Annotated in this window: 20 protein-coding genes; 14 read left to right on the plus strand and 6 right to left on the minus strand. The window is 72.3% G+C overall.

Features of this window, described 5'->3' with window-relative positions:
- The first annotated feature begins 7 nt into the window (after window positions 1-7).
- The 3 genes from fdhF to EDD54_RS18490 are packed head-to-tail and all read left to right on the plus strand — an operon-like array spanning window position 8 to window position 3,994.
- Window positions 8-2,881 carry a formate dehydrogenase subunit alpha gene (fdhF, locus tag EDD54_RS18480; RefSeq protein ID WP_126539322.1) on the plus strand — a complete coding sequence of 958 codons (2,874 nt, stop codon included), beginning with the start codon at window positions 8-10 and terminating at the stop codon, window positions 2,879-2,881.
- A gap of 5 nt (window positions 2,882-2,886) precedes the next feature.
- A complete protein-coding gene (gene fdhD, locus EDD54_RS18485; protein WP_126539320.1) occupies window positions 2,887-3,786 on the plus strand; it encodes a formate dehydrogenase accessory sulfurtransferase FdhD in 900 nt (299 codons plus the stop codon).
- The gene (locus tag EDD54_RS18490) at window positions 3,773-3,994 is read left to right on the plus strand and encodes a formate dehydrogenase subunit delta (protein WP_126539318.1); all 222 of its coding nucleotides are present in this window, start codon (window positions 3,773-3,775) and stop codon (window positions 3,992-3,994) included. The genes fdhD and EDD54_RS18490 overlap by 14 nt, the downstream gene beginning before the upstream one ends.
- A 41-nt stretch (window positions 3,995-4,035) precedes the next feature.
- Here the strand turns inward: EDD54_RS18490 and EDD54_RS18495 are convergent, their stop codons facing one another.
- Window positions 4,036-5,391: an ABC transporter substrate-binding protein gene (locus tag EDD54_RS18495; RefSeq protein ID WP_126539316.1), complete on the minus strand. Its 1,356-nt coding sequence runs from the start codon at window positions 5,389-5,391 to the stop codon at window positions 4,036-4,038.
- A gap of 197 nt (window positions 5,392-5,588) precedes the next feature.
- Here EDD54_RS18495 and EDD54_RS18500 point away from each other — a divergent pair, with 197 nt between their 5' ends.
- Together EDD54_RS18500 and EDD54_RS18505 are read left to right on the plus strand one after the other, a co-directional pair.
- Window positions 5,589-6,674 carry a WD40/YVTN/BNR-like repeat-containing protein gene (locus tag EDD54_RS18500; protein ID WP_126539314.1) on the plus strand — a complete coding sequence of 362 codons (1,086 nt, stop codon included), beginning with the start codon at window positions 5,589-5,591 and terminating at the stop codon, window positions 6,672-6,674.
- Window positions 6,671-6,961 (plus strand): ubiquitin family protein, encoded by a 291-nt coding sequence (locus EDD54_RS18505; protein ID WP_126539312.1) that lies wholly within the window; start codon window positions 6,671-6,673, stop codon window positions 6,959-6,961. The genes EDD54_RS18500 and EDD54_RS18505 overlap by 4 nt, the downstream gene beginning before the upstream one ends.
- Before the next feature lie 6 nt (window positions 6,962-6,967).
- Here EDD54_RS18505 and EDD54_RS18510 read toward each other — a convergent pair whose 3' ends face one another.
- The 4 genes from EDD54_RS18510 to EDD54_RS18525 all read right to left on the minus strand — a co-directional run bounded on the left by EDD54_RS18510 (window position 6,968) and on the right by EDD54_RS18525 (window position 9,663).
- Window positions 6,968-7,543: a HupE/UreJ family protein gene (locus tag EDD54_RS18510; RefSeq protein ID WP_126539310.1), complete on the minus strand. Its 576-nt coding sequence runs from the start codon at window positions 7,541-7,543 to the stop codon at window positions 6,968-6,970.
- 172 nt (window positions 7,544-7,715) lie between these two features.
- Window positions 7,716-8,165: an RbsD/FucU family protein gene (locus EDD54_RS18515; protein ID WP_126539308.1), complete on the minus strand. Its 450-nt coding sequence runs from the start codon at window positions 8,163-8,165 to the stop codon at window positions 7,716-7,718.
- A gap of 71 nt (window positions 8,166-8,236) precedes the next feature.
- A complete protein-coding gene (gene rbsK / locus EDD54_RS18520; protein WP_126539306.1) occupies window positions 8,237-9,163 on the minus strand; it encodes a ribokinase in 927 nt (308 codons plus the stop codon).
- Window positions 9,164-9,210: 47 nt separating this feature from the next.
- Window positions 9,211-9,663: an RbsD/FucU family protein gene (locus EDD54_RS18525; RefSeq protein WP_126539304.1), complete on the minus strand. Its 453-nt coding sequence runs from the start codon at window positions 9,661-9,663 to the stop codon at window positions 9,211-9,213.
- Window positions 9,664-10,126: 463 nt separating this feature from the next.
- On the opposite strand from EDD54_RS18525, the gene EDD54_RS18530 reads away from it, so the two are divergent.
- From EDD54_RS18530 to EDD54_RS18565, 8 genes are all read left to right on the plus strand, one after another.
- Window positions 10,127-10,993: a MurR/RpiR family transcriptional regulator gene (locus tag EDD54_RS18530; RefSeq protein ID WP_165644555.1), complete on the plus strand. Its 867-nt coding sequence runs from the start codon at window positions 10,127-10,129 to the stop codon at window positions 10,991-10,993.
- A gap of 57 nt (window positions 10,994-11,050) precedes the next feature.
- Entirely contained in the window at window positions 11,051-12,103 is a 1,053-nt protein-coding gene (locus EDD54_RS18535) for an ABC transporter ATP-binding protein (protein WP_126539302.1), read from the plus strand.
- Between the two features lie 151 nt (window positions 12,104-12,254).
- The gene (locus EDD54_RS18540; RefSeq protein ID WP_126539300.1) at window positions 12,255-13,910 is read left to right on the plus strand and encodes a type 2 periplasmic-binding domain-containing protein; all 1,656 of its coding nucleotides are present in this window, start codon (window positions 12,255-12,257) and stop codon (window positions 13,908-13,910) included.
- Between the two features lie 132 nt (window positions 13,911-14,042).
- A complete protein-coding gene (locus tag EDD54_RS18545) occupies window positions 14,043-15,161 on the plus strand; it encodes a carbohydrate ABC transporter permease (RefSeq protein WP_126539298.1) in 1,119 nt (372 codons plus the stop codon).
- 13 nt (window positions 15,162-15,174) lie between these two features.
- Window positions 15,175-16,113 carry a carbohydrate ABC transporter permease gene (locus EDD54_RS18550; RefSeq protein WP_126539296.1) on the plus strand — a complete coding sequence of 313 codons (939 nt, stop codon included), beginning with the start codon at window positions 15,175-15,177 and terminating at the stop codon, window positions 16,111-16,113.
- A 16-nt stretch (window positions 16,114-16,129) separates the two neighbouring features.
- Entirely contained in the window at window positions 16,130-17,263 is a 1,134-nt protein-coding gene (locus EDD54_RS18555; protein ID WP_126539294.1) for a M42 family metallopeptidase, read from the plus strand.
- Complete coding sequence (locus tag EDD54_RS18560) at window positions 17,260-18,762, plus strand: FGGY-family carbohydrate kinase (protein ID WP_126539292.1); 1,503 nt, start codon at window positions 17,260-17,262, stop codon at window positions 18,760-18,762. Before EDD54_RS18555 ends, EDD54_RS18560 begins: the two co-directional genes overlap by 4 nt.
- Before the next feature lie 104 nt (window positions 18,763-18,866).
- Complete coding sequence (locus EDD54_RS18565; RefSeq protein WP_126539290.1) at window positions 18,867-22,490, plus strand: hydantoinase B/oxoprolinase family protein; 3,624 nt, start codon at window positions 18,867-18,869, stop codon at window positions 22,488-22,490.
- 62 nt (window positions 22,491-22,552) lie between these two features.
- Here EDD54_RS18565 and apaG read toward each other — a convergent pair whose 3' ends face one another.
- Complete coding sequence (apaG, locus tag EDD54_RS18570) at window positions 22,553-22,945, minus strand: Co2+/Mg2+ efflux protein ApaG (RefSeq protein WP_126539288.1); 393 nt, start codon at window positions 22,943-22,945, stop codon at window positions 22,553-22,555.
- A gap of 149 nt (window positions 22,946-23,094) precedes the next feature.
- On the opposite strand from apaG, the gene EDD54_RS18575 reads away from it, so the two are divergent.
- Complete coding sequence (locus EDD54_RS18575) at window positions 23,095-23,724, plus strand: CDP-alcohol phosphatidyltransferase family protein (RefSeq protein ID WP_126539286.1); 630 nt, start codon at window positions 23,095-23,097, stop codon at window positions 23,722-23,724.
- Window positions 23,725-23,735: the final 11 nt, after the last annotated feature.

The raw sequence follows: 23,735 nt of genomic DNA on the forward strand, positions 1-23,735 counted from the left end.
GGCACCGATGCTGATCAAGGAAATCGACTTCGGCACCCCGGCCTCCAAGGCCGAGAAGACCGTGACCCTGGTGATCGACGGCGTCTCCGTGACGGTGCCCGAGGGCACCTCGGTGATGCGCGCCGCCATGGAGATGGGGACGCAGATCCCCAAGCTCTGCGCCACCGACACGCTCGACGCCTTCGGCTCCTGCCGGCTCTGCCTCGTCGAGATCGAGGGCCGCGCCGGCACGCCGGCCTCCTGCACCACGCCGGTCGCGCCGGGCATGGTCGTGCACACCCAGACGGATCGCCTGAAGACGATCCGCAAGGGCGTGATGGAGCTCTACATCTCCGACCACCCGCTCGACTGCCTGACCTGCGCCGCCAACGGCGACTGCGAGCTGCAGGACATGGCCGGCGCGGTCGGCCTGCGCGAGGTCCGCTACGGCTACGACGGCGCCAACCACGTCAAGGCGCGCACCGCCGACGGCGCCGCCAACTTCGAGTGGATGCCGAAGGACGAGTCCAATCCGTACTTCACCTACGACCCCTCGAAGTGCATCGTCTGCAACCGCTGCGTCCGCGCCTGCGAGGAGGTCCAGGGCACCTTCGCGCTGACGATCGCCGGCCGCGGCTTCGACAGCCGCGTCTCGCCGGGCATGAGCGAGGCCTTCCTCGAGTCCGAGTGCGTCAGCTGCGGCGCCTGCGTCCAGGCCTGCCCGACCGCGACCCTCACCGAGAAGAAGGTGATCGAGATCGGCCAGCCCGAGCACTCGGAGATCACCACCTGCGCCTATTGCGGCGTCGGCTGCACCTTCAAGGCCGAGATGCGCGGCGAGGAACTGGTGCGCATGGTGCCGTGGAAGGACGGCAAGGCCAACCACGGCCATTCCTGCGTCAAGGGCCGTTTCGCCTGGGGCTACGCCTCCCACCGCGACCGCATCCTGAAGCCGATGGTGCGCGACAAGATCTCCGATCCCTGGCGCGAGACCACCTGGGAGGAGGCGCTCGGCCGCGTCGCCTCCGAGTTCGCGCGGATCCAGTCGACCTACGGCCGCCGCTCGGTCGGCGGCATCACCTCGTCGCGCTGCACCAACGAGGAGACCTTCCTCGTCCAGAAGCTGATCCGCGCCGGCTTCGGCACCAACAACGTCGACACCTGCGCCCGCGTCTGCCATTCGCCGACCGGCTACGGCCTCAAGACCACCTTCGGCACCTCGGCCGGCACCCAGGACTTCGACAGCGTCGACGACAGCGACGTCATCCTCGTCATCGGCGCCAACCCGACCGACGGCCATCCGGTGTTCGGCAGCCGCATGAAGCGGCGGCTGCGCGAGGGCGCCAAGCTGATCGTGGTCGACCCGCGCCGGATCGACCTCGTGCGCACCCCGCACGTCGCCGCCGCGCACCACCTCGCGCTCCAGCCCGGCACCAACGTCGCCGTGCTCACCGCGATGGCCCACGTGATCGTCACCGAGGGGCTCGCGAACGAGGCCTTCGTGCGCGAGCGCTGCGACGTCGCCGAATACGCCGAGTGGGCCGCCTTCGTCGCCGACCCGCGCCATTCGCCCGAGGCGACCTCGATCCACACCGGCGTTCCGGCGGCTGACCTGCGCGCGGCCGCCCGGCTCTACGCCACCGGCGGCAACGCGGCGATCTACTACGGCCTCGGCGTCACCGAGCACAGCCAGGGCTCGACCACGGTGATGGCGATCGCCAACCTCGCCATGGCCACCGGCAACATCGGCCGCCGCGGCGTCGGCGTGAATCCGCTGCGCGGTCAGAACAACGTGCAGGGCGCCTGCGACATGGGCTCGTTCCCGCACGAGCTCAGCGGCTACCGCCACGTCTCCGACGACGCCACCCGCGAGATGTTCGAGACGATGTGGGGCCGCCCGCTCGACAGCGAGCCGGGCCTGCGCATCAACAACATGCTCGACGCCGCCGTCGACGGCAGCTTCAAGGCGATCTACATCCAGGGCGAGGACATCCTGCAGTCCGACCCCAACACCCACCACGTCGCCGCCGGCCTCGCCGCGATGGAGTGCGTGGTCGTCCAGGACCTGTTCCTGAACGAGACCGCCAACTACGCCCACGTCTTCCTGCCCGGCTCGACCTTCCTCGAGAAGGACGGCACCTTCACCAACGCCGAGCGCCGCATCCAGCGCGTGCGCAAGGTGATGACGCCGAAGAACGGCTTCGCCGACTGGGAGATCACCCAGGCGATCGCCAACGCCCTCGGCCTCGGTTGGAGCTACCGCCATCCCTCCGAGATCATGGACGAGATCGCGGCGCTGACGCCGAGCTTCGCCAACGTCACCTACGACCTCCTCGAGCGGATGGGCTCGGTGCAGTGGCCCTGCAACGACGACCACCCCGAGGGTTCGCCGATCATGCACGTCGACCGCTTCGTCCGCGGCCGCGGCCACTTCGTGCTGACGGAGTACGTGCCGACCGACGAGCGCACCGGCGCCCGCTTCCCGCTGATCCTGACCACCGGCCGCATCCTCAGCCAGTACAACGTCGGCGCCCAGACCCGACGCACCGACAACGTGCTCTGGCACGAGGAGGACCGGCTGGAGATCCATCCGCACGACGCCGAGCAGCGCGGCGTCAAGGACGGCGACTGGGTCCGGATCCAGAGCCGGGCCGGCGAGACGGCGCTGCGCGCGCTCGTCACCGACCGGGTCGCCCCCGGCGTGGTCTACACCACCTTCCACCATCCGCTGACCCAGGCCAACGTCATCACCACCGACTACTCCGACTGGGCCACCAACTGCCCGGAGTACAAGGTGACGGCGGTCCAGGTCGCGCCTTCGAACGGCCCGACGACCTACCAGGAGAGCTACGACGAGTTCTCCCGGCGCTCGCGCCGGATCGCGGCCGAAGCCGCGGAGTGAGGCCGATGACCGCGGCCGACCACGACGGACGCCCGCCGGCGTCCGGCCCGGCCGCGGTGGCCTCGCTCCCGCGCGCCGAGCGCCGCACCGGCCTGAAGGTCGCCGCGGTCGGCTCGGTGCGCCCGCAGGAGCGCTTCGTGCCGGCCGAGGTGGCGGTCGCGCTCGTCCACGACGGCGCGACCACGGCCGTGATGATGGCGACGCCGGACGACCTCGAGGATTTCGCGGTCGGCTTCTCCCTCACCGAACGCATCGTCGCGACCGCCGACGCCGTCCGCGAGGTCGAGGTCGTGCCGCAGGCCGACGGCGTCGAAGTCCGGATCTGGCTGGCGCCCGGCCTCGCCGGCGACCTCGCCGCCCGCCGCCGCGCCATCGCAGGCCCGACCGGTTGCGGTCTCTGCGGCGTCGACAGCCTCGCGGCCGCGGTCGCGCCGGTCGCCGTGGTCGATACCGACCTCGCGCTCGAGCCCGCCGACGTCGCCGCCGCGCTGAAGGCGGTCGCGGCGGCGCAGACCCTCGGCCGCGAGACCCGCGCGACCCACGCGGCGGCGCTGTGGTCGCGCCGCGACGGCCTGATCGCGCTGCGCGAGGACGTCGGCCGCCACAACGCGCTCGACAAGCTCGTCGGCGCCGCCGCCCGGGCCGGTCGGCTGGCACCGGCCGCGGCGGTGGTCGTCACCAGCCGTGTCTCCGTGGAGATGGTGCAGAAGACCGCCGCTCTCGGCGCGCCGGTGCTGATCGCCGTCTCCGCGCCCACCACGCTGGCGATCCGCACCGCGGGAGCCGCCGGCATCACCCTCGTCGCCGTCGCCCGTGACGACGGCTTCGAGATCTTCACGCGCCCCGACCGCATCCGAGTCGCCGGCGCCGGATACCCGCAGAGGACCGTCGATGTCGTCGCCTGACCGTCTCGTGATGATGGCCAACCAGATCGCGCTCGCCTTCGCGGCCCAGGGCGAGGACCGCGCCGTGCCGCAGATCGCCGACCACATCGTCGCCTTCTGGGATCCGCGCATGCGCGCGCAGATCGACGCCCACGTCGCCGCCGGCGGCGAGGGCCTCCATCCGCTCGCGGCCAAGGCGCTCGCCAAGATCCTCGCCGCCGCGGCCTGACCCGCGGCCGTGATGCCGTCGCGGCGCGCGGGCGGGATCGCTCAGCGCCCGCGGCGCCGGCCGGCGTCCCGGTATCCCTCCGCCGCGAGGATCGCGTCGATCCGACCGCCGAGTTCGGCGAGGCCGGCCTCGATCGGCGTCCGCCCCGCCTGGATCCGCCAGCCGACGTCGGCGATCGCGTCGGACAGCGCCGGCCAGGCGGCGATGCGCGGCCGGAACGCCGGATCCGCCCGCCGCCACGCCGACAGCACCGCGGCGATCAACGGCGCGGCGGCCTCGTCGGCGTCGCCGTCGTAGGCGTTGGTGTTGGCCGAAATGCCGCCGGCGTCGGCGAAGTCCTGGGCGAGGTCGCTCGACGTCGCCCACTGCAGGAACAGCCGCGTCGCCGCCCGCTCCTTCGGGCTCGCACCCGCCACCACGCCGAGCGCGAATCCGCCGATCGGCGGCCGACGCCCCGCCGGGCCTTCGGGCTCGGGGGCGACCGCGAGGCAGTCGCCGAGGCCGGATTCGGCGGGGTCGGCGAGGAGGTCGTGGAAGGCCGACCATTCCGTCACCATCGCGACCTCGCGCCGGGCGAGCGCCTGCAGCGTCTCGGCGTGGTCGTAGCCGGCGACGGCGGGCGGCATCACCGCGCCGAGCGCCTGCCGGAAGGCGAGGGCGGCGCGGGCCTCCGGCGTGCCGAGGGCGCTGCGGAAGTCGTCGTCCATCAGCCGCCCCCCGAAGGCGGCGAGCATCCGGAGGAAGCTGTCGGTCGTCTGCGCCTCGCCGCGCAGCGAGGCCATGGCGAAGGCGTAGCGGCCGGCCGCCGGATCGGTGAGGCGCGGGCCGTGGACGTCCTTCAGCTCGTCCCATGTCCGTGGCGGGCCTGGGAGACCGGCCGCGCGCAGGCGGCAGGCGTCGTAGAACAGCACGCCGGCGTAGGCATCGAACGGCACCGCCCAGAGCGTGCCGTCGAAGCGGGCGAGGGCGTCGACCATGCCCGGCGCGAAGCGGCCGTAGTCGAAGCCCGGCACGCCCGACGCGCCGGCGGTCGCGAGGTCGTCGAGCGGCTCGAGCCAGCCCGCTTCGACGAATTCGCCGAGCCAGACCAGATCGACCACCGCCATCGTCAGCGATCCGCCGCGGCGGAAGGCCTCGACTTCGCGGTCGTGGACGTCCTCGTAGGCGACGATCTCGAGTTCCACGCGGATGCCGGTGGCGCGCTCGAACTCCGGAACCCGTTCGATCACCGCCCGCCACGCCGGGCGGTCGAGCACGAGGCCGCGCACGCTGGTGCCGGCGAGCCCGGCCGCCGCCTCGGCGAGGTGATCGGCACGGACGGTCGTGGCCGAGGCGAACAGCACCGTCACCGTCGCCGCCACCGCGATCATGTGGAACCGGCCCGTCGTCGCCCCCATGCGATTCCCTCTCCCCGCGTCGCGACGTCCCGCGAGCGTCTGCGCCAGCTTGGCACCGGGTCGTTGACGCTTCCCCAAGGTCGTCACCGACTCGCGGCCCGTGAAAACGCGTATCCGGTGTAGGATGGAACCGCCCGTGGTCGTCCTCGCTCGGACGGCGCCGGTGCGGCCGGCCCGGGTGGGCGAGGGAGGACGGCATGGCTGAACGGGTGCTGGTGATGGTCGGCACGCGCAAGGGCGCGTTCCTGCTCGAGAGCGACGCCGCCCGGCGCGACTGGACGCTCGCCGGGCCGTTCTGCGAGGCGTGGCCGATCAACCACGTCGTCGCCGAACCCGGCACCGGCGTCATCTACGCCGCCGGCGGCAACGAGTGGTTCGGCCCCGCGGTCTGGCGCTCCGGCGACCGCGGCCGAACCTGGACCCATTCGAGCCGCGGTCTCGCCTACGGCGAGGGCGAGGACCCGGTGAAGGCGGCCTGGAGCCTCGCCTTCGGCGCCGACGGCCGGCTCTGGGTCGGCGTCGAGCCGGCCGGCCTGTTCGTCAGCGACGACGGCGGCCGTTCGTTCCGCGAGGCGGCGGGCCTGCGCCACCATCCCTCGCGCGCCGACTGGATGCCCGGCGCCGGCGGCCTGATCCTGCACGCGATCGTCCCGCACCCGCGCGACCCGGCGCAGGTCTGGGTGGCGATCTCGGCGGCGGGCGTGTTCCACAGCTTCGACGGTGGCGAGACCTTCGAGCCGCGCAACCGCGGCACCCGCTGCGACTTCAATCCCGAGGATGCCCGCTATCCCGACTGGGGCCAGTGCGTCCACGGCCTCGTGATGGCGCCGGGCCGCCCGGACCGGCTCTACCAGCAGAACCACTGCGGCATGTACGTTTCCGAGGACGGCGGCCGGCAGTGGACCAGCATCGAGGCGGGACTGCCCTCCGACTTCGGCTTCCCGGTCGCCGCACACCCGCGCGACCCCGACCAAGTGTTCCTGCTGCCGCTCAACGGCGCGGTCGAGGGCCGTTTCGTGCCGGAGGGCCGCGCCGCGGTCTGGCGCAGCACCGACGCCGGGGCGTCCTGGCGCGACCTGCGCGCCGGCCTGCCGCAGGCGAACGCCTTCTTCGGCGTGCTCCGACAGGCCCTCGCCACCGACCGGCTCGAGCCGGCCGGCGTCTATTTCGGCACCAGCGGCGGCACGCTCTACGGCAGCGCCGACGAGGGCGGCAGCTTCGCCGAGATCGCCCGCAACCTGCCGGTGGTCCACTCGGTCGAGACCGCGGTGCTGCCGGCATGACCGCGGCCGCGCCCGGCCCGGCACCGCTCAGGGTGCGGCTGCCGGCGGCGCTGGTCGCGCTGTTCCCGGACGCCGATCGCCTCGTCGAGATCGACGCGGCCGACGTCCGTGGCGTCGTCGCGGCGCTGGACCGGCGCTGGCCGGGAATGGGGATGCGCATCGCCGACGAGCGGCCGGCGCTACGCCGCCACATCGCGGTGGTCGCGAACGGCGAACGGCTCGACCTCGACGCCCGGCTGGAACCGGGCACCGACGTCTGGGTGCTGATGGCGATCAGCGGCGGCTGAGCGGGCTCAGCCCGCCAGCGCCACCAGTCCGGCCGCGACGGTGGCGAAGCCGAAGCCGCGGACGACGAGGCCGGCGGCGCGGAGCCGCAGCGCGGCAAGGGCGCCGGCGCCGTGCAGCGCGGCCGAAGCGAGGAGCGCACCGGTCATGTAGGTCAGGCCGGCCGCGGCCGAGGGGATCTCGAGGCCGTGGGCATTGCCGTGCACGAGGCCGGCGGCGGCGACGAGGCCGACGACGGCGGGAAGGGCCAAGCCGCGGTCGGCGGCGATCACCGCGCCGATCAGCACCAGCGACAGCGCGATCAGGCTCTCGACGGCGGGAATGCCGAAGCCGGCGGCGCCGATCGCCGCGCCGGCCGCCATGGCGGCGACGAAGGCCATCGGCGCGGCGATCAGCGCCCGGCCACCGAGCCGCGCCGCCACCACGCCGACGCCGAGCATCGCCGCGAGATGGTCGACGCCGAGGAACGGATGGGTCAGGCCCTCCGCGAGGGAGTGCACGTGCGCGCCGCCGGAATGGGCGAGCGCGGCGGTCGGCGCCAGCGCGAGGGCGGCGGAGAGGGCGAGGCGGAGGGTCGGCTTCATCGCGTGTCGTGTCCTTCTCTGGCCGTCGGCCCGGGGCCGGTCGGGCGTCCGCGGCGAGGATAGCAGGAAACGGACCACCCTCGTCCTCCGCAACCGCGCGGATGCGATCGGAGCGGCGGCCGAGTCCCGCCGCCGCGGCGGGCATCTGCCTGAAATTCGAGCAAGACGGCGTTCAGCCGAACCGCACCACGCCCTTCTTCAGCAGGAAGCAGCCGTAGGGGCCGGGGTCGGAAGTGCGCACCACCGCGAAGGCGCGGGCGCCGGCCTCGTAGAAGGCGAAGCGCTCCAGCGCCGCCACCGCCACCGGCCGCCCCTCGGCACGGGCGGCGACCGTCTCGACCGCGTCGAAGATCGGCACTCGTGCCCCGGGATCGCCGACCACCTGCATCCGCGTCACCGGGGCGTCGACGAAGTCGTCGAGCGGCATCAGCGACAGGATCGCCTCCAGCGCGCGCGGAATGCCGCAGCCCGGCAGGTCGACCAGTGCGCCCCAGGTCGTGGTGGCGGCGAGTCGGGCGGCGGGATGGTTGACGTCGCAGACGAGGATCTCGTCGCCGTGGCCCATCGCCATCAGCACGTGCAGCAGTTCGGCGGAGAGCGCCGGGTCGATCCCCTTCAGCACGGCGGTTCCCCCTTCCGCTGTGATACCGGTCTCGCAAAATCCCGACGCGTCGGGAGTTTTCGGGTTCGTCGTCAGCCCGCGAGCGCGCGCTCGATCTCGGCGCGCGTCGGCATCGACGGGGCGGTGCCCGGCTTCTGCACCGACAGCCCGGCGAGGGCGCAGCCGAAGCGCACCGCCTCGGCCGGCGTACGGCCCTCGGCGATCGCCACGCAGAAGCCGGCGTTGAAGGCGTCGCCCGCCCCGGTGGTGTCGACCACCTTTTCGACCTTCAGGGCGGGGACGTGCACGGTGCCGTCGGCGCCGTGGAGCAGCGCACCCTTCTCGCCGAGCGTGATCAGCGCGTTGCGGGCGCCGCGGCGGACGATCTCGGTGGCGGCGCGTTCGGCGTCGGCGACGGTTTCGACCGCGATGCCGGTCAGCGTCGCCGCCTCGGTCTCGTTCGGGGTGACGTAGTCGCAGAGCGCGTAGATGGCGTCGTCGACCGGCAGTGCCGGCGCCGGGTTCAGCACCGTGACGGCGCCGTGCCGGCGGGCGGTGGCGAGGCCGGCCATGGCGGTCTCGAGCGGCTGCTCGAACTGCGTCACGAACACCTTGGCGGCGGCGATCGTCGCCTCGGCGGCGGCGACGTCGGCCGGCGACAGCTTCGCGGCGGCGCCGCTCTCGACGATGATGGCGTTGTTGCCGGTCTCGGTGGAGACGAAGATGAAGGCGGCGCCCGTCGGCGCCTCGGCGTCGGTGATCACCGCGCCGGTGTCGACCCCGTCGGCCGCCCAGGCCCGGCGGGCGATGTCGCCGAAGGCGTCGGCGCCGACGCGGGTGACGATCGCGGCGCGCCCGCCGGCGCGGGCGGCGGCGATCACCTGGTTGGAGCCTTTGCCGCCGGGGCCCATGGCGAAGCCGCGGCCGAGGATGGTCTCGCCCATCACCGGCAGCCGCGGCGCGCGGAAGGCGAGGTCGGCGACGAAGATGCCGAGCACGGCGACGTCGAGGGTCTTCATGGTGGTCCGTCTTCCGGGAAGGATGGTGTCGGTCGTGCCGGGCGCGTTCAGGCGTCCGGCGGGATCACGCCCTTCTTCAGCACGAAGCAGCCGTAGAAGCGCCGCTCGCCGGTGATCAGCACCGCGTAGGCCTGCTTTGCGCGGGCGTAGAAGGCGTGGCGCTCGATCGAACCCATGGGCGACGGCTTGCCTTCGGCGGCGTCGATCGCGGCCTGCACCTCGACCTGCACGGCCGGCAGGCTCGCCGCCTCGCCCACGACCTCCATCCGCTCGGCGGGGAAGTCGACGAAGCTGTCGAGCGGCATCACCGAGAGCACCGCGGCGACGGCGTCGGGGGCCGAGACGCCGTCCATCCGGATCGGCCGGCCCCAGACGGTCTGCCGCGCGACGCTGTCGCCGGGGAAGTTGGTGTCGCAGACGACGAGGTCGTCGCCGTGGCCCATCGAGCGCAGCACGTTGAGCACGTCGCCGTTGAGCAGCGGATTCAAACCCTTGAGCATGGTCGCCCTTTCCCTGGAGCCGGCTTCCGTCCTCGTGTCCGGATCGCCGCGGTCTTCGCCTAGACTTCACGTGGGCAGAGACCGACGTGAAGATAACGGTTCCAAATCTCGTGCCCGTTCCGGGCCTCGCCGGCCGCGGATTTCCGCGGTCGCGCCGCTCCGATGCAGGGTTCCCGCACGATCGGGCGCTGCGGAGGCTATGGAAAACAGGGGAAAATCGCAAATCCATTCGATGGTGCGACGCACGCGCCGCATGGTGCGCGGCAGCATCGGAAGGGGGCACTCCCGTGCGAAAGGGTCTTTACGGATAAAGTTCTTTGGGTAAAGTGGCCGCGGGATCGAGGAGCCCGTCCGTGAACCACGTTTGCGCATCGCCGTCGCCGGCACGCGCCGCCGCCCCGGCGGCGGACGGGCCGGCGCGCGCCGGGATCCCCGGAAGCGCGCGATGCCCCGGAGGCGCGCAATGATGGACGTCTCCGATCCCAAGGCCGTCGGCCCGCGCATCCGCATGATGCTGCCGACCCTCACCGACCTGGAGGCCCGCATCGTCGAGATGCTGTTCGCCCGCCGCGACCTCGACGCCGCCACGCCGCTGAAGGAGGTCGCCGAGGCCGCCGGGGTGTCCGAGGCGATGGTGGTGAAGCTGTCGAAGAAGCTCGGCTTCTCCGGCTACCGCGACTTCCGCGCCGGTCTCGTCGAGTACAACCGGCTGCCGAGCGCCGAGCTCTTCCGCGAGCTCGAGCCCGAGGACGGCACCGCCGAGATCATCGCCAAGGTGTTCCGCACCGCCGCCCAGTCGCTCGAGGAGACCCAAGCGGTGCTCGACCACGCCGGCTTCGAGCGCGCCGCCGAGATCGTCCACGGCGCCCGCCAGCGCGACCTCTACGGCGTCGGCGGCTCGGCCCAGATCGCCCGCGACGTCGCCCACAAGCTGCTGCGCATCGGCATCCGCGCCAACGCCTTCGACGACCTCCACCTCATGCTGATGTCGGCGGCGCTGCTCGGCCCGGACGACGCGGTGATCGCCTTCTCGCACTCCGGCCGCAGCACCGCGGTGATCGAGGCGGCGGCGCTCGCCCGGCGCAACGGCGCCCGCGTCGTCGCGGTCACCGCCTATCCGCAGTCGCCGCTCGCCGAAGTCGCCGACGTCTCGCTGATCGCCACGGCGCGCGGTTCGACGCTGACCGGCGAGAGCGCGGCGGCCCGGGTCGCCAAGCTCACGCTGCTCGACGCCATCTTCGTCGCCGTCGCCCGGCGCGACTACGCGGCGGCCGAGCGCAACCTCGAGAAGACCATGAGCGCCGTCCAGGCGCGCCGGAGGTCCGCGTGACCGCCGGCGGAACCAGCGCGGCGCGCCCTCCGGTCGGGGGCGGAAACGGGAGAGACCATGGCATCGGTTGACGTCGTCGGTATCCGCAAGGCCTACGGGGCCCACGCCGTCATCCACGGCGTCGACCTCGCCATCGCGGACGGCGAGTTCGTGATCCTCGTGGGGCCGTCCGGCTGCGGCAAGTCCACGCTGCTGCGCATGATCGCCGGCCTGGAGTCGATCACCGCCGGCGACATCCGCATCGACGGCAAGGTCGTCAACGACCTGCCGCCGAAGGACCGCGACATCGCGATGGTGTTCCAGACCTACGCGCTCTACCCGCACAAGACCGTCGCCGAGAACATGGGCTTCGCCCTGAAGCTGCGCGGCGCGCCGAAGGCGGAGATCGAGCTGCGGGTCAAGGCCGCGGCGGCGACGCTCGACCTGACGCACCTGCTCGCGCGCTATCCGCGCCAGCTCTCCGGCGGCCAGCGCCAGCGCGTCGCCATGGGCCGCGCCATCGTGCGCGATCCCAAGGTGTTCCTGTTCGACGAGCCGCTCTCCAACCTCGACGCCAAGCTGCGCGTGCAGATGCGCGCCGAGATCAAGGAACTGCAGCAGCGGCTGAAGACCACCACGGTCTACGTCACCCACGACCAGGTCGAGGCCATGACCATGGCCGACCGCATCGTCGTGCTGCACGACGGCATCGTCGAGCAGATCGGCTCGCCGCTCGAACTCTACGACCGCCCGGCCAACACCTTCGTCGCCGGCTTCATCGGCTCGCCGGCGATGAACCTCGTGCCGGGCACCATCCGCGCCGGCGGCTTCGCCACCGACGGCGGCGCGACGCTGCCGCTGGCCTCGGCCCCGGCGGGCTCCGAGGGGCGCCGCGCGGTCTACGGCATCCGCCCCGAGCACTTCCTGCTCGGCGGCGCGCTGAAGGCCGAGGTCGCCGTCGTCGAGCCGACCGGATCGGAGACGCAGGTGTTCGTGCGCTACGGCACCGACAAGGTGGTCGCGGCCTTCCGCGACCGCGTCGCGGCGCGGCCGGGCGAGGAGATCGCGGTGACGCCGGATCCGGCAGCGGTCCACCTCTTCGACGAGGCGACCGGCAAGCGGCTCGGCTGAACGGACGTGAACCAGCGGCCGCGCGTCGAGGGGCGCGGGCGGGTCGCCGGACGGGAATCGGGAGCGGACGCCGCGGGAACGGCGGCCGCGGCGGGGGCGGGAGGAGCCACCGTCGGCCCGGAGGAATGGGAAGAAACGGGAGGACCGGACCATGAAGCGTGAGATCTACGACCGGATGCTCGCCCTGCAGGCGAGCCGCCGCAGCCTTCTGAAGGGCATGGGCGCCGCGGGTGCGCTCGCCGGCCTCGGCGGCGCGATCGCGCCCCGCCGGGCGTTCGCCCAGGGCGACCTGCGCGCCGAGATCCTGAAGATCCCCGGCGTCGGCGCGGGTTCGCCCACGGACGCCGACTGGCAGAAGGTCGGCGAGATGTGCCTGGGCGGCACGAAGCAGACGGTGCAGGCCGGCGAGTTCGCCGGCGTCGAGCTGTCCTTCATGGGCCTCAACAACCAGAACCTCCACAACCTCCTGTTCCGCGGCTTCCTGAAGCCGTGGGAGGAGTACACCGGCGCCAAGATCACCTGGATCGACCTCGCCCAGGCCGACTACAACCCGCGCCTGCAGCAGGCGATCGCGACCGGCACGGTCGACTTCGACCTCCTCGAGATGGGCGCGCCCTTCGAGGGCGACGTCTGCGGCAAGGGCCTCGCCTCCGAGATGCCGGACTGGGTCAAGACCCTGATCGACATGGACGACTACGTCGGCTACCTCAAGGCGCCGGTCGGCACCTGGAACGGCAAGACCTACCGCATCACCGTCGACGGCGACTGCCACAACTTCAACTACCGCACCGACGTGTTCGCCGACGCCGCCCTCGCCGAGGCGTGGAAGGCGGAAGGGCACCAGGGCGACTGGGGCGTGCCGACGACCTGGCAGAAGGTCAACGAGGTCACCAAGTTCCTCAAGGGCAAGCAGCTGAACGGTCAGGACCTCTACGGCTACCTGGATCCGCTGAAGGGCTGGGGCGGCTTCGCCTTCTACTTCCTCGGCAGTCGCGCCACCGCCTACGTCAAGCACCCCGACGACAAGGCCTGGCTGTTCGACGCCGACACCATGAAGCCGCGCGTCAACAACCCGGGCTGGGTCCGCGCGATCCAGGACGTGGTCGATCTGATCCCCTACGGCCCGGCCGACCAGCTCAACGCCGACCCCGGCACGACCGCCTTCCAGCAGTTCCTGGCCGGCGTCGGCTCGATGGTGTCGTGGTGGGGCGACGTCGGGTCCAACGCCCGCACCTCGGACTCGTCCGTGGTCGGCGAGGTCATCGGCTTCGACATCCTGCCGGGCTCCGACGACGTCTACAACGCCAAGACCGGCAAGTGGGACAAGCTCGCGAGCGGCCCGAACCACGCGCCGAACATGGCCTACCTCGGCTGGGGCGTCTACGTGATGGCGCGCGTCGACGCCGACTCCAAGAAGCAGAAGGCGGCCTGGAGCGCCGCGGCGCATCTCGGCGGCAAGGACCTGTCGCTGTGGACCGCGGCCTATCCGTCGGGCTTCCAGCCCTACCGGAACAGCCACTTCGACATCGCCGAGTGGGTCGGCGCCGGCTACGAGGAGGCCTTCATCAAGGACTACCTCGCTTCCGAGGCCGACAGCTACAACCACCCGAACGCCGCCATCGAGCCGCGCATCCCCGGCATCTTCCAGTACTACTCGGTCGCCGAGGACGAACTGGCCAAGATCTTCGCCGGCAAGGTGGGCGTGCAGGAAGGGGCCGACGCCATCGCCGCCGCCTGGGAGAAGATCACCGACCAGATCGGCCGCGAGAACCAGGTCAAGCTCTACCAGGCCTCGCTCGGCATGTGACCCCGAGTCCGCCGGCTTTCCGGCGGGCCTCGTCCGATCGATCGAAACCGTCCGGCGGCGCGGCCCGATCCCGCGCCGCCGGCCCTCATCACCCGGCGGCCGCACCCCACGACCGCCAGCCGACGAGAACCGATGTCCGAGCCCACGACCCTCGCCGCGCCTCCCCGTCCGGTCGCCGCCTCGGCCGCCCCGCCCGCCGGGCGCCGCGCCGCCGGACGCCTGCTGGTCGCCGGCGCCGGTGCGCTGCTCGCCCTCGGCGTCCTCGTCCAGACCCTCTACGCCGCGGGCCTCTCCACCGTCGGCTTCGAGACGTGGCAGCCGATCGTCTGGCTCTACCTCGTGTTCGCCGCCGCGCTCTGCGCCGGGCAGGTGATGATCCGCGGGGAGGAGGGCGAGAAGGCCCTGTTCGTGCTGCCGGCGGTGCTGTTCACGGTCGCGGTGGTGATCTTCCCGACCGTCTTCGGCCTCTACATCGCCTTCACCGACTGGAACCTGTCGTCGACCACCGGGCGCCGCTTCAACGGCGTCGACAACCTCGTCACCCTCTGGCACGACGCCTTCTTCTGGAACGCGCTTGGCAACATGGTGTTCTACGTCGCCGCGGTGCTGGTGCAATACGCGATCGCCTTCGGCCTCGCGCTCCTGCTCAACGCCGAGATCCGCGCCCGCAAGTTCTTCCGCGTCGCCTTCCTGCTGCCGTTCATGCTGTCGCCGGTGGCGGTCAGCTGGATGATCGGCAAGTCGCTGATGGAGGTGCGCTTCGGCCCGCTGGCGGCGCTGATGAAGCTGCTCGGCTGGGACAGTCCTGCCTTCTTCGCCACGCCCTGGATCGCCCGGCTGTCGATCGCCGCCATGGACGCCTGGGTCTGGATCCCCTTCGTGATGATCCTGTTGCTCGCCGGCCTGCAGGCGCTGCCGCACGAGATCAAGGAAGCGTCGAAGGTCGACGGCGCCACCGCGTGGCAGGGCTTCTGGGAGATCACCTTCCCGTTGATGCTGCCGGTGTCGATCACCGCGATCGTGCTCCGGATCATCTTCCAGCTGAAGCTCGCCGACATCGTCATCAACGTCACCTCCGGCGGTCCCGGCGGGGCCACCGACACGGTGTCGAGTTTCATCTTCCGCGAATACCGCGACCGCTCCAACGTCGGCTACGGCACTATGATCGCCGAGGTCTACCTGGTCGTCATCATCGTCTTCGTCACGCTGCTGCTGAAGCTGGTCTCCCGCTTCATGCAGAAGAACGTCTGAGCGGGAGCCGCCGATGTCCGCGACCACCACCGCCGCCTCCACCCTCGACGACGACACCGCCCGCCGCGCCGCCCGGGCGAAGCTCCTCGCCCGGATCGGCCGCGTCGGTATCTACGCCGCGCTGATCGTCTGGTCCTTCGTGGCGCTGTTCCCGATCTTCTGGACGCTGTCGACCACCTTCAAGACCGCGGTCAACGTCACCCAGGGCCACATCCTGCCCTTCGTGCAATATTGGCCGGACTGGAAGGGCCTGCGCTCGCTCGGCCTGTCGCCCGACACCCTGTTCCAGGTCTCGACGGTGCGCGACGAGTTCCTGATGCGCTTCGAGAACTCGGTGATCGCCTCGCTCGGCGCCGCCGCGCTGGCGATCCTGATCGGTGCGCCCGCCGCCTACGGCCTCGCCCGCTTCGACTACCGCTTCGGCTGGATGCGCAACAAGGACATCTCGTTCTTCTTCCTGTCGCAGCTGATCCTGCCGCCGGTGGTGCTCGCGATGCCCTTCCTGGTGCTCTACAAGAACCTCTCGATGCTGGACACCCGCATCGGCCTGATCGTCGTCTACACGCTGATGGTGCTGCCGATCGTCATCTGGATCATGCGCGACCAGTTCGAGACCATCCCGGTCGAGCTCGAGCAGGCCGCCATGGTCGACGGCTGCTCGGTCTGGGGCGCGTTCCTGCGCATCGTGCTGCCGATCGCGCTGCCGGGCATGGTCGCGGCCTTCATCCTGTCGATGATCCTGTGCTGGAACGAGTATTTCTTCGCCGCCCTGCTCACCTCCACCAACGCCAAGACGCTGCCGGTGATGGTGGCGAGCCAGACTGGCTCGCAGGGCATCTCTTGGTGGTCGATGGCCGCGATCTCGTCGGCGGCGATCCTGCCGCTGGTGCTGATCGGCATCTTCCTCGAGCGCTACATCGTCAAGGGCCTGACCGCCGGCGCGGTGAAGTGAGAGCCAGGATAGCGCGATGACCGACCTCGCCGCCGACCGCCGGGAGCGCATCGCCGCGCTCGCCGTGGAGCTGATGGAGATCCCCGGCCTCGCCGGTTACGAGGGCCGCGTGCGCGCGCGCCTCGCCCGCGCGGTGGCGGCGCTGGCGCCGGGCGCCGACGTCCGCGTCGACGTGCTCGGCAACCTCTCGGTCGACCTGCCGTCCACCGTCGGCGACGCACCGCGCGTGCTCGTCTTCGCCCACATGGACCAGCTCGGCTTCGTCGTCCGCCGCATCGAGCCGGACGGCCTCGTCCGGGTCGAGCGGGTCGGCGGCGTGCCGGAGCGCGCGCTCGCCGCCCAGGAGATGCTGTTCCAGATCCGCGGCGGCGGCAGCCTGCCCGGCGTGATCGCCAACAAGAGCCACCACGCCACCGGCGCCGACGAGAAATACCGCGTCCTGCCCTACCAGGAGATCGCGGTCGACCTCGGCTTCTCCTCGGCCGACGAGGTCCGCGCCGCCGGCGTCGACGTCGGCACGCCCGTGGTCTACGCGCCGCGCGCGCTCCGTCTCGGGCCGCACCGCCTCGCCGGCACCGCGGTCGACGACCGCGCCGCCTGCGCCGTGCTGGTCGAGGTGCTCGCCGACCTCGTCGCGCCGGACGTCCGTCGGCCGCCGGTGACGGTCGCCTTCTCGGTGCAGGAGGAGTTCAACCTGCGCGGCGTCATGCCGGTCGTCGAGCGGGTGAGGCCGGCGGTCGCGATCCAGCTCGACCTCGTGCTCGCCACCGACACCCCCGACATGGGCGCGCGCGGCGACGTCCGGCTCGGCGCCGGGCCGGCGATGAGCCTCTACTCCTTCCACGGCCGCGGCACGCTCAACGGCCTGATCCCGCATCCCCGTCTCGTCGCCCACGTCGAGGACGCCGCCGCCGGGCGCGGCCTCGCCCTTCAGCGCAGCGCCCACACCGGCGCGCTCACCGAGACCTCCTACGTCCAGATCGCCGGCGAGGGCGTCGCGGCCATCGACCTCGGCTTTCCCTGCCGCTACACCCATTCGGCCCGCGAGATGTGCGACCTGCGCGACCTCGTCGGCCTCGCCGACCTCGTGACCGCCGCGATCACGGGCATCGGCCCGGACTTCGCGCTCTCACGGGACGGCTACGAATGACCCGCGCCTATCTCGGCATCGACATCGGCACCTTCGAATCGAAGGGCGTCCTGGTCTCCGACGGCGGCACCGTGCTCGCGAGCGCGGCCCGGCCGCACCGGATGATCGTGCCCCAGCCGGGCTTCGCCGAGCATCGCGCCGAGGAGGACTGGTGGGGCGACTTCGCCGCCATCGCCCGCGAACTCGTCGCCACCACGGGGATCGATCCGCGCGCGATCCGCGCCGTCGCCGCCAGTGCCATCGGCCCCTGCATGCTGCCGATCGACGCCGCCGGCCGGCCGCTCATGAACGGCGTGCTCTACAACGTCGATTCCCGCTCGCACCGCGAGATCGCCGACCTCGCGGCCGCCCTCGGCGAGGACGCCGTGGTCGAGCGCAGCGGCAATCTGCTCACCGCCCAGTCGGTCGGCCCGAAGATCCTGTGGCTGAAACGCAGTCGCCCGGACGTCCACGCCGCCGCCGACCGCATCGTCACCTCGACCAGCTACATCGTGCGCAAGCTCACCGGCCGCACGGTGATGGACCACTACACCGCCGGCAGCTGGGGCCCGCTCTACGACGCGGACCGCCAAGCCTGGGACCCGGAATTCGCAGAGGGCATCGTCGACGTCGCCCGCCTGCCCGAGCTGACGTGGTCGGCCGAGATCGCCGGCCGCGTCACCGCCGAGGCGGCCGCGGCCACCGGCCTCGCGCCGGGCACGCCGGTCACCACCGGCACCATCGACGCCGCCGCCGAGGCGCTCAGCGTCGGCGTCGCCGCGCCGGGCGACCTGATGCTGATGTACGGCTCGTCGGTCTTCGTGATCGAGATCACCGCGGCGCGGGTGCGCGACCGCCGGCTGTTCTACGCGCCGTGGCTGTTTCCCGGCCGCCACGCGGCGATGGCCAGCCTCGCCACCGCCGGCACGATCACCCATTGGCTGCGCGACCAGATCGGCCGCGACCTCGACCGCGACGGCGCCATGGCCGCGCTCGCCGCCGAGGCGGCGGGGTCACCGCCGGGCGCGCGCGGGCTCGCCTTCCTGCCCTATCTCGCGGGAGCCCAGACCCCGCTCTACGATCCCGCCCTGCGCGGCGGCTTCCTCGGCCTCGACCTCACCCACGAGCGCGGCGACCTCGTCCGCGCCGTCCTCGAGGGCATCGCCTACGCCACCCGCCACATCGTCGACACCTACGCCGAGGCCGGCGTGCCGCCGACGACCCTGCGCGCCGTCGGCGGCGGCACCCGCAACGCCGTGTGGGCGCAGGCGGTCTCCGACGTCACCGGCCGCGAGCAGTTGCTCGCCAGCCGCACCACCGGCGCGGCCTTCGGCGACGCCTTCCTCGCCGCTCTCGCGGTCGGCGACGTCGCCGAGACCGACATCGCGCACTGGAACCCGACCGCCGCGACCATCGCGCCGCGGCCGGAGACCACCGCGGTCTACGAGCGCGGCTACGCCACCTTCCGCGCCCTCGGCGCCCGCATCCGCGACCTGCCGCTCGGCCCCGCCGCGGGCTGAAGCGCGAAGAATCCGCGCGTGTCGCCAGAGAGATGGGCAGCGGGCCGGTTCCCCGCCGCGCCCGCTTGCCCTAGAGTCCGGCGGCTCGGAACGGAGGGGCGGACATGGCCGGCTGGGATTTCTGGATCGACCGCGGCGGCACCTTCACCGACGTGATCGGCCGCGATCCCGCGGGCCGGATCCACGTCCGCAAGATGCTGTCGGAGAACCCCGGCGCCTATCGCGACGCCGCGGTCGCCGGCATCCGCGCGGCGATGGGCCTCGCCGAGGGCGAACCGTTCCCGCCGGGTTCGGTCGGCGAGGTGCGCATGGGCACCACGGTCGCCACCAACGCGCTCTTGGAGCGCAAGGGCGACCGCACCGTCTTCGTCACCACCCGCGGTCTCGCCGACGTGCTGGAGATCGGCACCCAGGACCGCAAGAAGATCTTCGCCAAGGCGATCGTGAAGCCGGAGCAGCTCTACGAGCGCGTCGTCGAGATCGACGAGCGGGTGCTCGCCGACGGCACCGTCGAGCGTCCGCTCGATCTCGCCGCCGCCGAAACCGCGCTGCGCGCCGCCCACGACGCCGGCATCCGTGCCGCCGCGATCGTGTTGATGCACGGCTACCGCTTCCCGGACCACGAGGTCGCCGTCGCCGATCTCGCCCGCCGGATCGGCTTCGGCCAGGTCTCGGTCGGGCACGAGGTGTCCCGGCTGATCAAGATCGTCGGCCGCGGCGACACCACCGTGGTCGACGCCTATCTCTCGCCGATCCTCGCCCGCTACGTCGCCCAGGTCGCCGCCGAACTCGACGTCGAGCGCTCCGGGGCGCGGCTCCTGTTCATGATGTCCTCGGGCGGCCTCACCGGCGCCGACCGCTTTCACGGCCGCGACGCCATCCTGTCCGGCCCGGCGGGCGGGGTCGTCGGCCTCGCCGCGACCGCCCGATCCGCCGGTTTTCCCAAGGTGATCGGTTTCGACATGGGGGGCACGTCGACCGATGTCGCCCACTACGACGGCGCCTTCGAGCGCACCTTCGAGACCGAGGTCGCCGGCGTGCGCCTGCGCGCCCCGATGATGCTGATCCACACCGTCGCCGCCGGCGGCGGCTCGATCCTCGCCTACGACGGTGCCCGCTTCCGCGTCGGCCCGGAATCCGCCGGCGCCGTGCCGGGGCCGGCCTGCTACCGCCGCGGCGGTCCGCTCGCGGTCACCGACGCCAACCTGATGGTCGGCAAGCTCGACCCCGACCACTTCCCGCGCCTGTTCGGCCCTAACCGCGACGAGCCGCTCGACCGCGCCGTGGTCGCGGAGAAGTTCGCCAAACTCGCCGACGCGGTCGGCGACGGCCGCGGTCCCGAGGAGGTCGCCGACGGCTTCCTGCGCATCGCCGTCGCCAAGATGGCCGAGGCGATCAAGAAGATCTCGGTGCAGCGGGGATACGACGTAACCGCCTATGCCCTCAACTGTTTCGGCGGTGCCGGCGGCCAGCACGCCTGCATGGTCGCCGACGCCCTCGGCATGCGCGAGGTGCTGATCCACCCGCTCTCCGGCCTGCTCTCGGCCTACGGCATGGGCCTCGCCGCGCTCACCGCCTCGCGGATCGAGACCCTCGCCGTGCCGCTCGACGGCGCCGGCTGGGCGGCGCTGCTCGCCGCTGCGGACAGGCTCGGTGCCGACGCTCGCGCCGATCTCCGCGCCGAGGGCGTGCCGGCCGATCGGATCGCCGTCGCGGTCACCGCCCATGTCCGCTACCACGGCACCGACACCGCGCTCGCCGTCGCGGCCCCCGGGGAGACCGAGGATCCGGTTGCGGCCGTCCGCGCCGACTTCCTCGCCCTCCACGCCGCCCGCTTCGGCTTCGTCGATCCCGACAAGTCCTTGGTGTTGGACGCGGTTTCGGTCGAGGCGGTCGGCGGCGGCGAGGTGCCGGCCGAGGCCGCGGCCGCCGAGGAGGAGGCCGGCGCGCCCGAACCGGCCAAGATCGCCCGCGTCTACACCGCCGGCCGCTGGCACGACGCGCCGCTGGTGCGGCGGGAGGCGATGCGCCCCGGGCACCGGATCGCCGGGCCGGCGATCGTGGTCGAGCCGAACCAGACCGTGGTGGTCGAGCCCGGCTGGACCGCCCGCCTGACCGGCCGCGACCATCTGGTCCTCTCCCGCACCGCCCCGCGCGAGGACGCCCGCGCCGTCGGCACCGACGCCGACCCGGTGATGCTCGAGATCTTCAACAACCTGTTCATGTCGATCGCCGAGCAGATGGGGGTGGCGCTCCAGAACACCGCCTACTCGGTCAACATCAAGGAAAGACTGGACTTTTCCTGCGCCGTCTTCGACGCCTCCGGCGCCCTCGTCGCCAACGCGCCGCACATGCCGGTGCATCTCGGTTCGATGGACAAGTCGGTCGAGGCGGTGATCGCGGGCAACCCGATGATCCGCCCCGGCGACGTTTTCGCCCTCAACGCCCCCTACAACGGCGGTACCCACCTGCCCGACATCACCGTCTGCACCCCGGTCTTCGACGACGCCGGGGAGCGTCTGCTGTTCTGGGTGGCGAGCCGGGGGCACCATGCCGACATCGGCGGCATCGCCCCGGGATCGATGTCCCCGAAGGCGCGGACGATCGAGGAGGAGGGCGTCTACATCGACGATTTCAAGCTGGTCGAGGGCGGAATCCTCAGGGAAGCCGCGCTCGTCGACCTTCTCACCGGGGCCCGTCACCCGGTCCGCAACGTCGTCCAGAACGTCAACGATCTGAAAGCCCAGATCGCCGCCAACGCCCGCGGTGCCGCCGAGATCCGGCGCATGATCGACCATTTCGGCCTCGACGTCGTCGAGGCCTACATGGGCCACGTCCAGGACAACGCCGCCGAGAGCGTCCGCCGCGTGCTCGCGACCCTTTCCGACGGGTCCTTCACCTATGCCATGGACGACGGGTCCGAGGTGGCGGTGGCGATCACGATCGACCGTGCGCGGCGTGAAGCGACCGTCGACTTTTCGGGAACCAGCCGTCAACGGAACGACAACTTCAACGCGCCCTTCCCGGTGACGCGGGCGGCGGTGCTCTACGTCTTCCGCGTCATGGTCGACGACGACATCCCGATGAACGCCGGTTGCCTCCGACCGATCCGGATCGTCGTGCCGGAGCGCTCGATGTTGTCGCCGGAATGGCCGGCGGCGGTGGTGGCGGGCAACGTCGAGGTCAGCCAGGCGGTGACCGACACCCTGTTCGGGGCGCTCGGAGCGATGGCGGCCGCCCAGGGCACCATGAACAACCTGACCTTCGGCAACGACCGCCACCAGTATTACGAGACGATCTGCTCGGGCGCCCCGGCCGGCCCCGGTTTCGCCGGCGCGGCGGCGGTGCACACCCACATGACCAACTCCCGCCTCACCGACCCCGAGGTGCTGGAGACCCGCTTCCCGGTGGTGCTCGACGAGTTCTCGATCCGCCGCGGCTCCGGCGGCCGCGGCCGCTGGTCGGCCGGCGACGGCACCCGCCGCACCATCCGCTTCCTCGAGGCGATGGAGGTGGCGATCCTCTCCGGCCACCGGGTGGTGCCGCCCTTCGGCCTTGCCGGCGGCGAACCCGGGGAGATCGGCCGCAACACCGTGACCCGCGCCGACGGCCGCAGCGAGGATCTCGGCGGCTGCGGCTCGACCCTGGTCGGACCCGGGGACAGCGTCACCGTGGTGACGCCCACCGGCGGCGGCTACGGCACGCCGGAAGTCATTCCCGCTTCGTAAAGTCCCGGCTCGTCGGGACTCGTGCGAGGTTGCGGCCTTTCGGCCGGCGCCCGTTTGCGCGCTCAGTTGAGAACCCGCGGGGCGTCCGGCAGGTCGAGCGGGAAGGCGGGGATGGCGACGTCGAGGGTGTCGCCGTCCTCGGTGATCATGCGGTAGCTGCCGACCATGAAGCCGGTCGGGGTGTCGAGCGGGCAGCCGCTGGTGTACTCGAACCGGCCGCCCGGCGGGATCGACGGCTGCTGGCCGACGACGCCGCGGCCGGCGACCTCGCGGGTGACGCCGCGCCCGTCGGTGATCAGCCAGCGCCGGGTGAGGAGCTGCACGGCGGTGCCGCCGCGGTTCTCGATGACGACCCGGTAGGACCACGTCCAGCGCCGCTCGTCCGGCGCGGACTCGTCCGGCCGGTAGACCGGATCGACGCTGATGGCGATGGTTCCGGTGACGGCGGTGAACATGCCGGCCCCCTCGATCTCCCGTCCCCGCACGGGACCGTCGTGGTGCCGCGCGCTCATCCGGATATAGATCGCCTCTTCCGGCGCGCCCCGCAATCCTCTGTCGCGATTCGCGAGGCCGCACCGCCCAAGATCGGAGCCCTCCCGCCGCCATGTTCGACGCCCGCCTCCGGCCGCTGATCGACCCGCCGCTCGCCGCGCTCGCCCGCCGCCTCGCCGGTCTCGGTGTCTCGGCCGACGCCCTGACGATCGTGGGCTTTGCCGTCGGCATGGCCGCGGCGGCGGCGATCGCGGTAGAAGCCTACGGCCTCGCCCTGGCGCTGGTGGCGGCGAACCGGATCCTCGACGGCCTCGACGGCCCGCTCGCCCGGGTCCGCGGCCCGACCGATCGCGGCGGCTTCCTCGACGTCACCCTCGACTTCGCCTTCTACGGCGCGATCCCGCTCGCCTTCGCGGTGGCCGACCCCGACGCCAACGCTCCGGCGGCGGCGGCGGTGCTCGCCGCCTTCTACGTCAACGGCGCCGCCTTCCTCGCCTTCGCGGCGCTCGCCGAGAAGCGCGGGCTGTCGACGTCGGCGCAGGGGCGGAAGTCGATCTACTATCTCGCCGGCCTCGCCGAAGGCGCGGAGACCGTGGCGGTGTTCCTGCTTTGGTGCGCCTTTCCGGCCGCCTTCCCGGCGCTGGCGAGCGCGATGGCGGTGCTGACCGCGGTGTCGGCGGCGGCGCGGATCGTCGCGGCTGCGCGCACGCTCGGGAACGGCGCGCCGCCGGACGGCGGATGACGCCGAGCCGA

It is taken from the genome of Oharaeibacter diazotrophicus (assembly GCF_004362745.1).
Taxonomy (GTDB): domain Bacteria; phylum Pseudomonadota; class Alphaproteobacteria; order Rhizobiales; family Pleomorphomonadaceae; genus Oharaeibacter; species Oharaeibacter diazotrophicus.

What these genes read in the sequence shown, in the direction of transcription:
- fdhF (WP_126539322.1), top strand. Translation starts at nt 8, where the DNA reads ATGCTGATCAAGGAAATCGACTTCGGCACCCCGGCCTCCAAGGCCGAG.
- fdhD (WP_126539320.1), top strand. Translation starts at nt 2,887, where the DNA reads ATGACCGCGGCCGACCACGACGGACGCCCGCCGGCGTCCGGCCCGGCC.
- EDD54_RS18490 (WP_126539318.1), top strand. Translation starts at nt 3,773, where the DNA reads ATGTCGTCGCCTGACCGTCTCGTGATGATGGCCAACCAGATCGCGCTC.
- EDD54_RS18495 (WP_126539316.1), bottom strand. Translation starts at nt 5,391, where the DNA reads ATGGGGGCGACGACGGGCCGGTTCCACATGATCGCGGTGGCGGCGACG.
- EDD54_RS18500 (WP_126539314.1), top strand. Translation starts at nt 5,589, where the DNA reads ATGGCTGAACGGGTGCTGGTGATGGTCGGCACGCGCAAGGGCGCGTTC.
- EDD54_RS18505 (WP_126539312.1), top strand. Translation starts at nt 6,671, where the DNA reads ATGACCGCGGCCGCGCCCGGCCCGGCACCGCTCAGGGTGCGGCTGCCG.
- EDD54_RS18510 (WP_126539310.1), bottom strand. Translation starts at nt 7,543, where the DNA reads ATGAAGCCGACCCTCCGCCTCGCCCTCTCCGCCGCCCTCGCGCTGGCG.
- rbsK (WP_126539306.1), bottom strand. Translation starts at nt 9,163, where the DNA reads ATGAAGACCCTCGACGTCGCCGTGCTCGGCATCTTCGTCGCCGACCTC.
- EDD54_RS18525 (WP_126539304.1), bottom strand. Translation starts at nt 9,663, where the DNA reads ATGCTCAAGGGTTTGAATCCGCTGCTCAACGGCGACGTGCTCAACGTG.
- EDD54_RS18530 (WP_165644555.1), top strand. Translation starts at nt 10,127, where the DNA reads ATGATGGACGTCTCCGATCCCAAGGCCGTCGGCCCGCGCATCCGCATG.
- EDD54_RS18535 (WP_126539302.1), top strand. Translation starts at nt 11,051, where the DNA reads ATGGCATCGGTTGACGTCGTCGGTATCCGCAAGGCCTACGGGGCCCAC.
- EDD54_RS18540 (WP_126539300.1), top strand. Translation starts at nt 12,255, where the DNA reads ATGAAGCGTGAGATCTACGACCGGATGCTCGCCCTGCAGGCGAGCCGC.
- EDD54_RS18545 (WP_126539298.1), top strand. Translation starts at nt 14,043, where the DNA reads ATGTCCGAGCCCACGACCCTCGCCGCGCCTCCCCGTCCGGTCGCCGCC.
- EDD54_RS18550 (WP_126539296.1), top strand. Translation starts at nt 15,175, where the DNA reads ATGTCCGCGACCACCACCGCCGCCTCCACCCTCGACGACGACACCGCC.
- EDD54_RS18555 (WP_126539294.1), top strand. Translation starts at nt 16,130, where the DNA reads ATGACCGACCTCGCCGCCGACCGCCGGGAGCGCATCGCCGCGCTCGCC.
- EDD54_RS18560 (WP_126539292.1), top strand. Translation starts at nt 17,260, where the DNA reads ATGACCCGCGCCTATCTCGGCATCGACATCGGCACCTTCGAATCGAAG.
- EDD54_RS18565 (WP_126539290.1), top strand. Translation starts at nt 18,867, where the DNA reads ATGGCCGGCTGGGATTTCTGGATCGACCGCGGCGGCACCTTCACCGAC.
- apaG (WP_126539288.1), bottom strand. Translation starts at nt 22,945, where the DNA reads ATGTTCACCGCCGTCACCGGAACCATCGCCATCAGCGTCGATCCGGTC.
- EDD54_RS18575 (WP_126539286.1), top strand. Translation starts at nt 23,095, where the DNA reads ATGTTCGACGCCCGCCTCCGGCCGCTGATCGACCCGCCGCTCGCCGCG.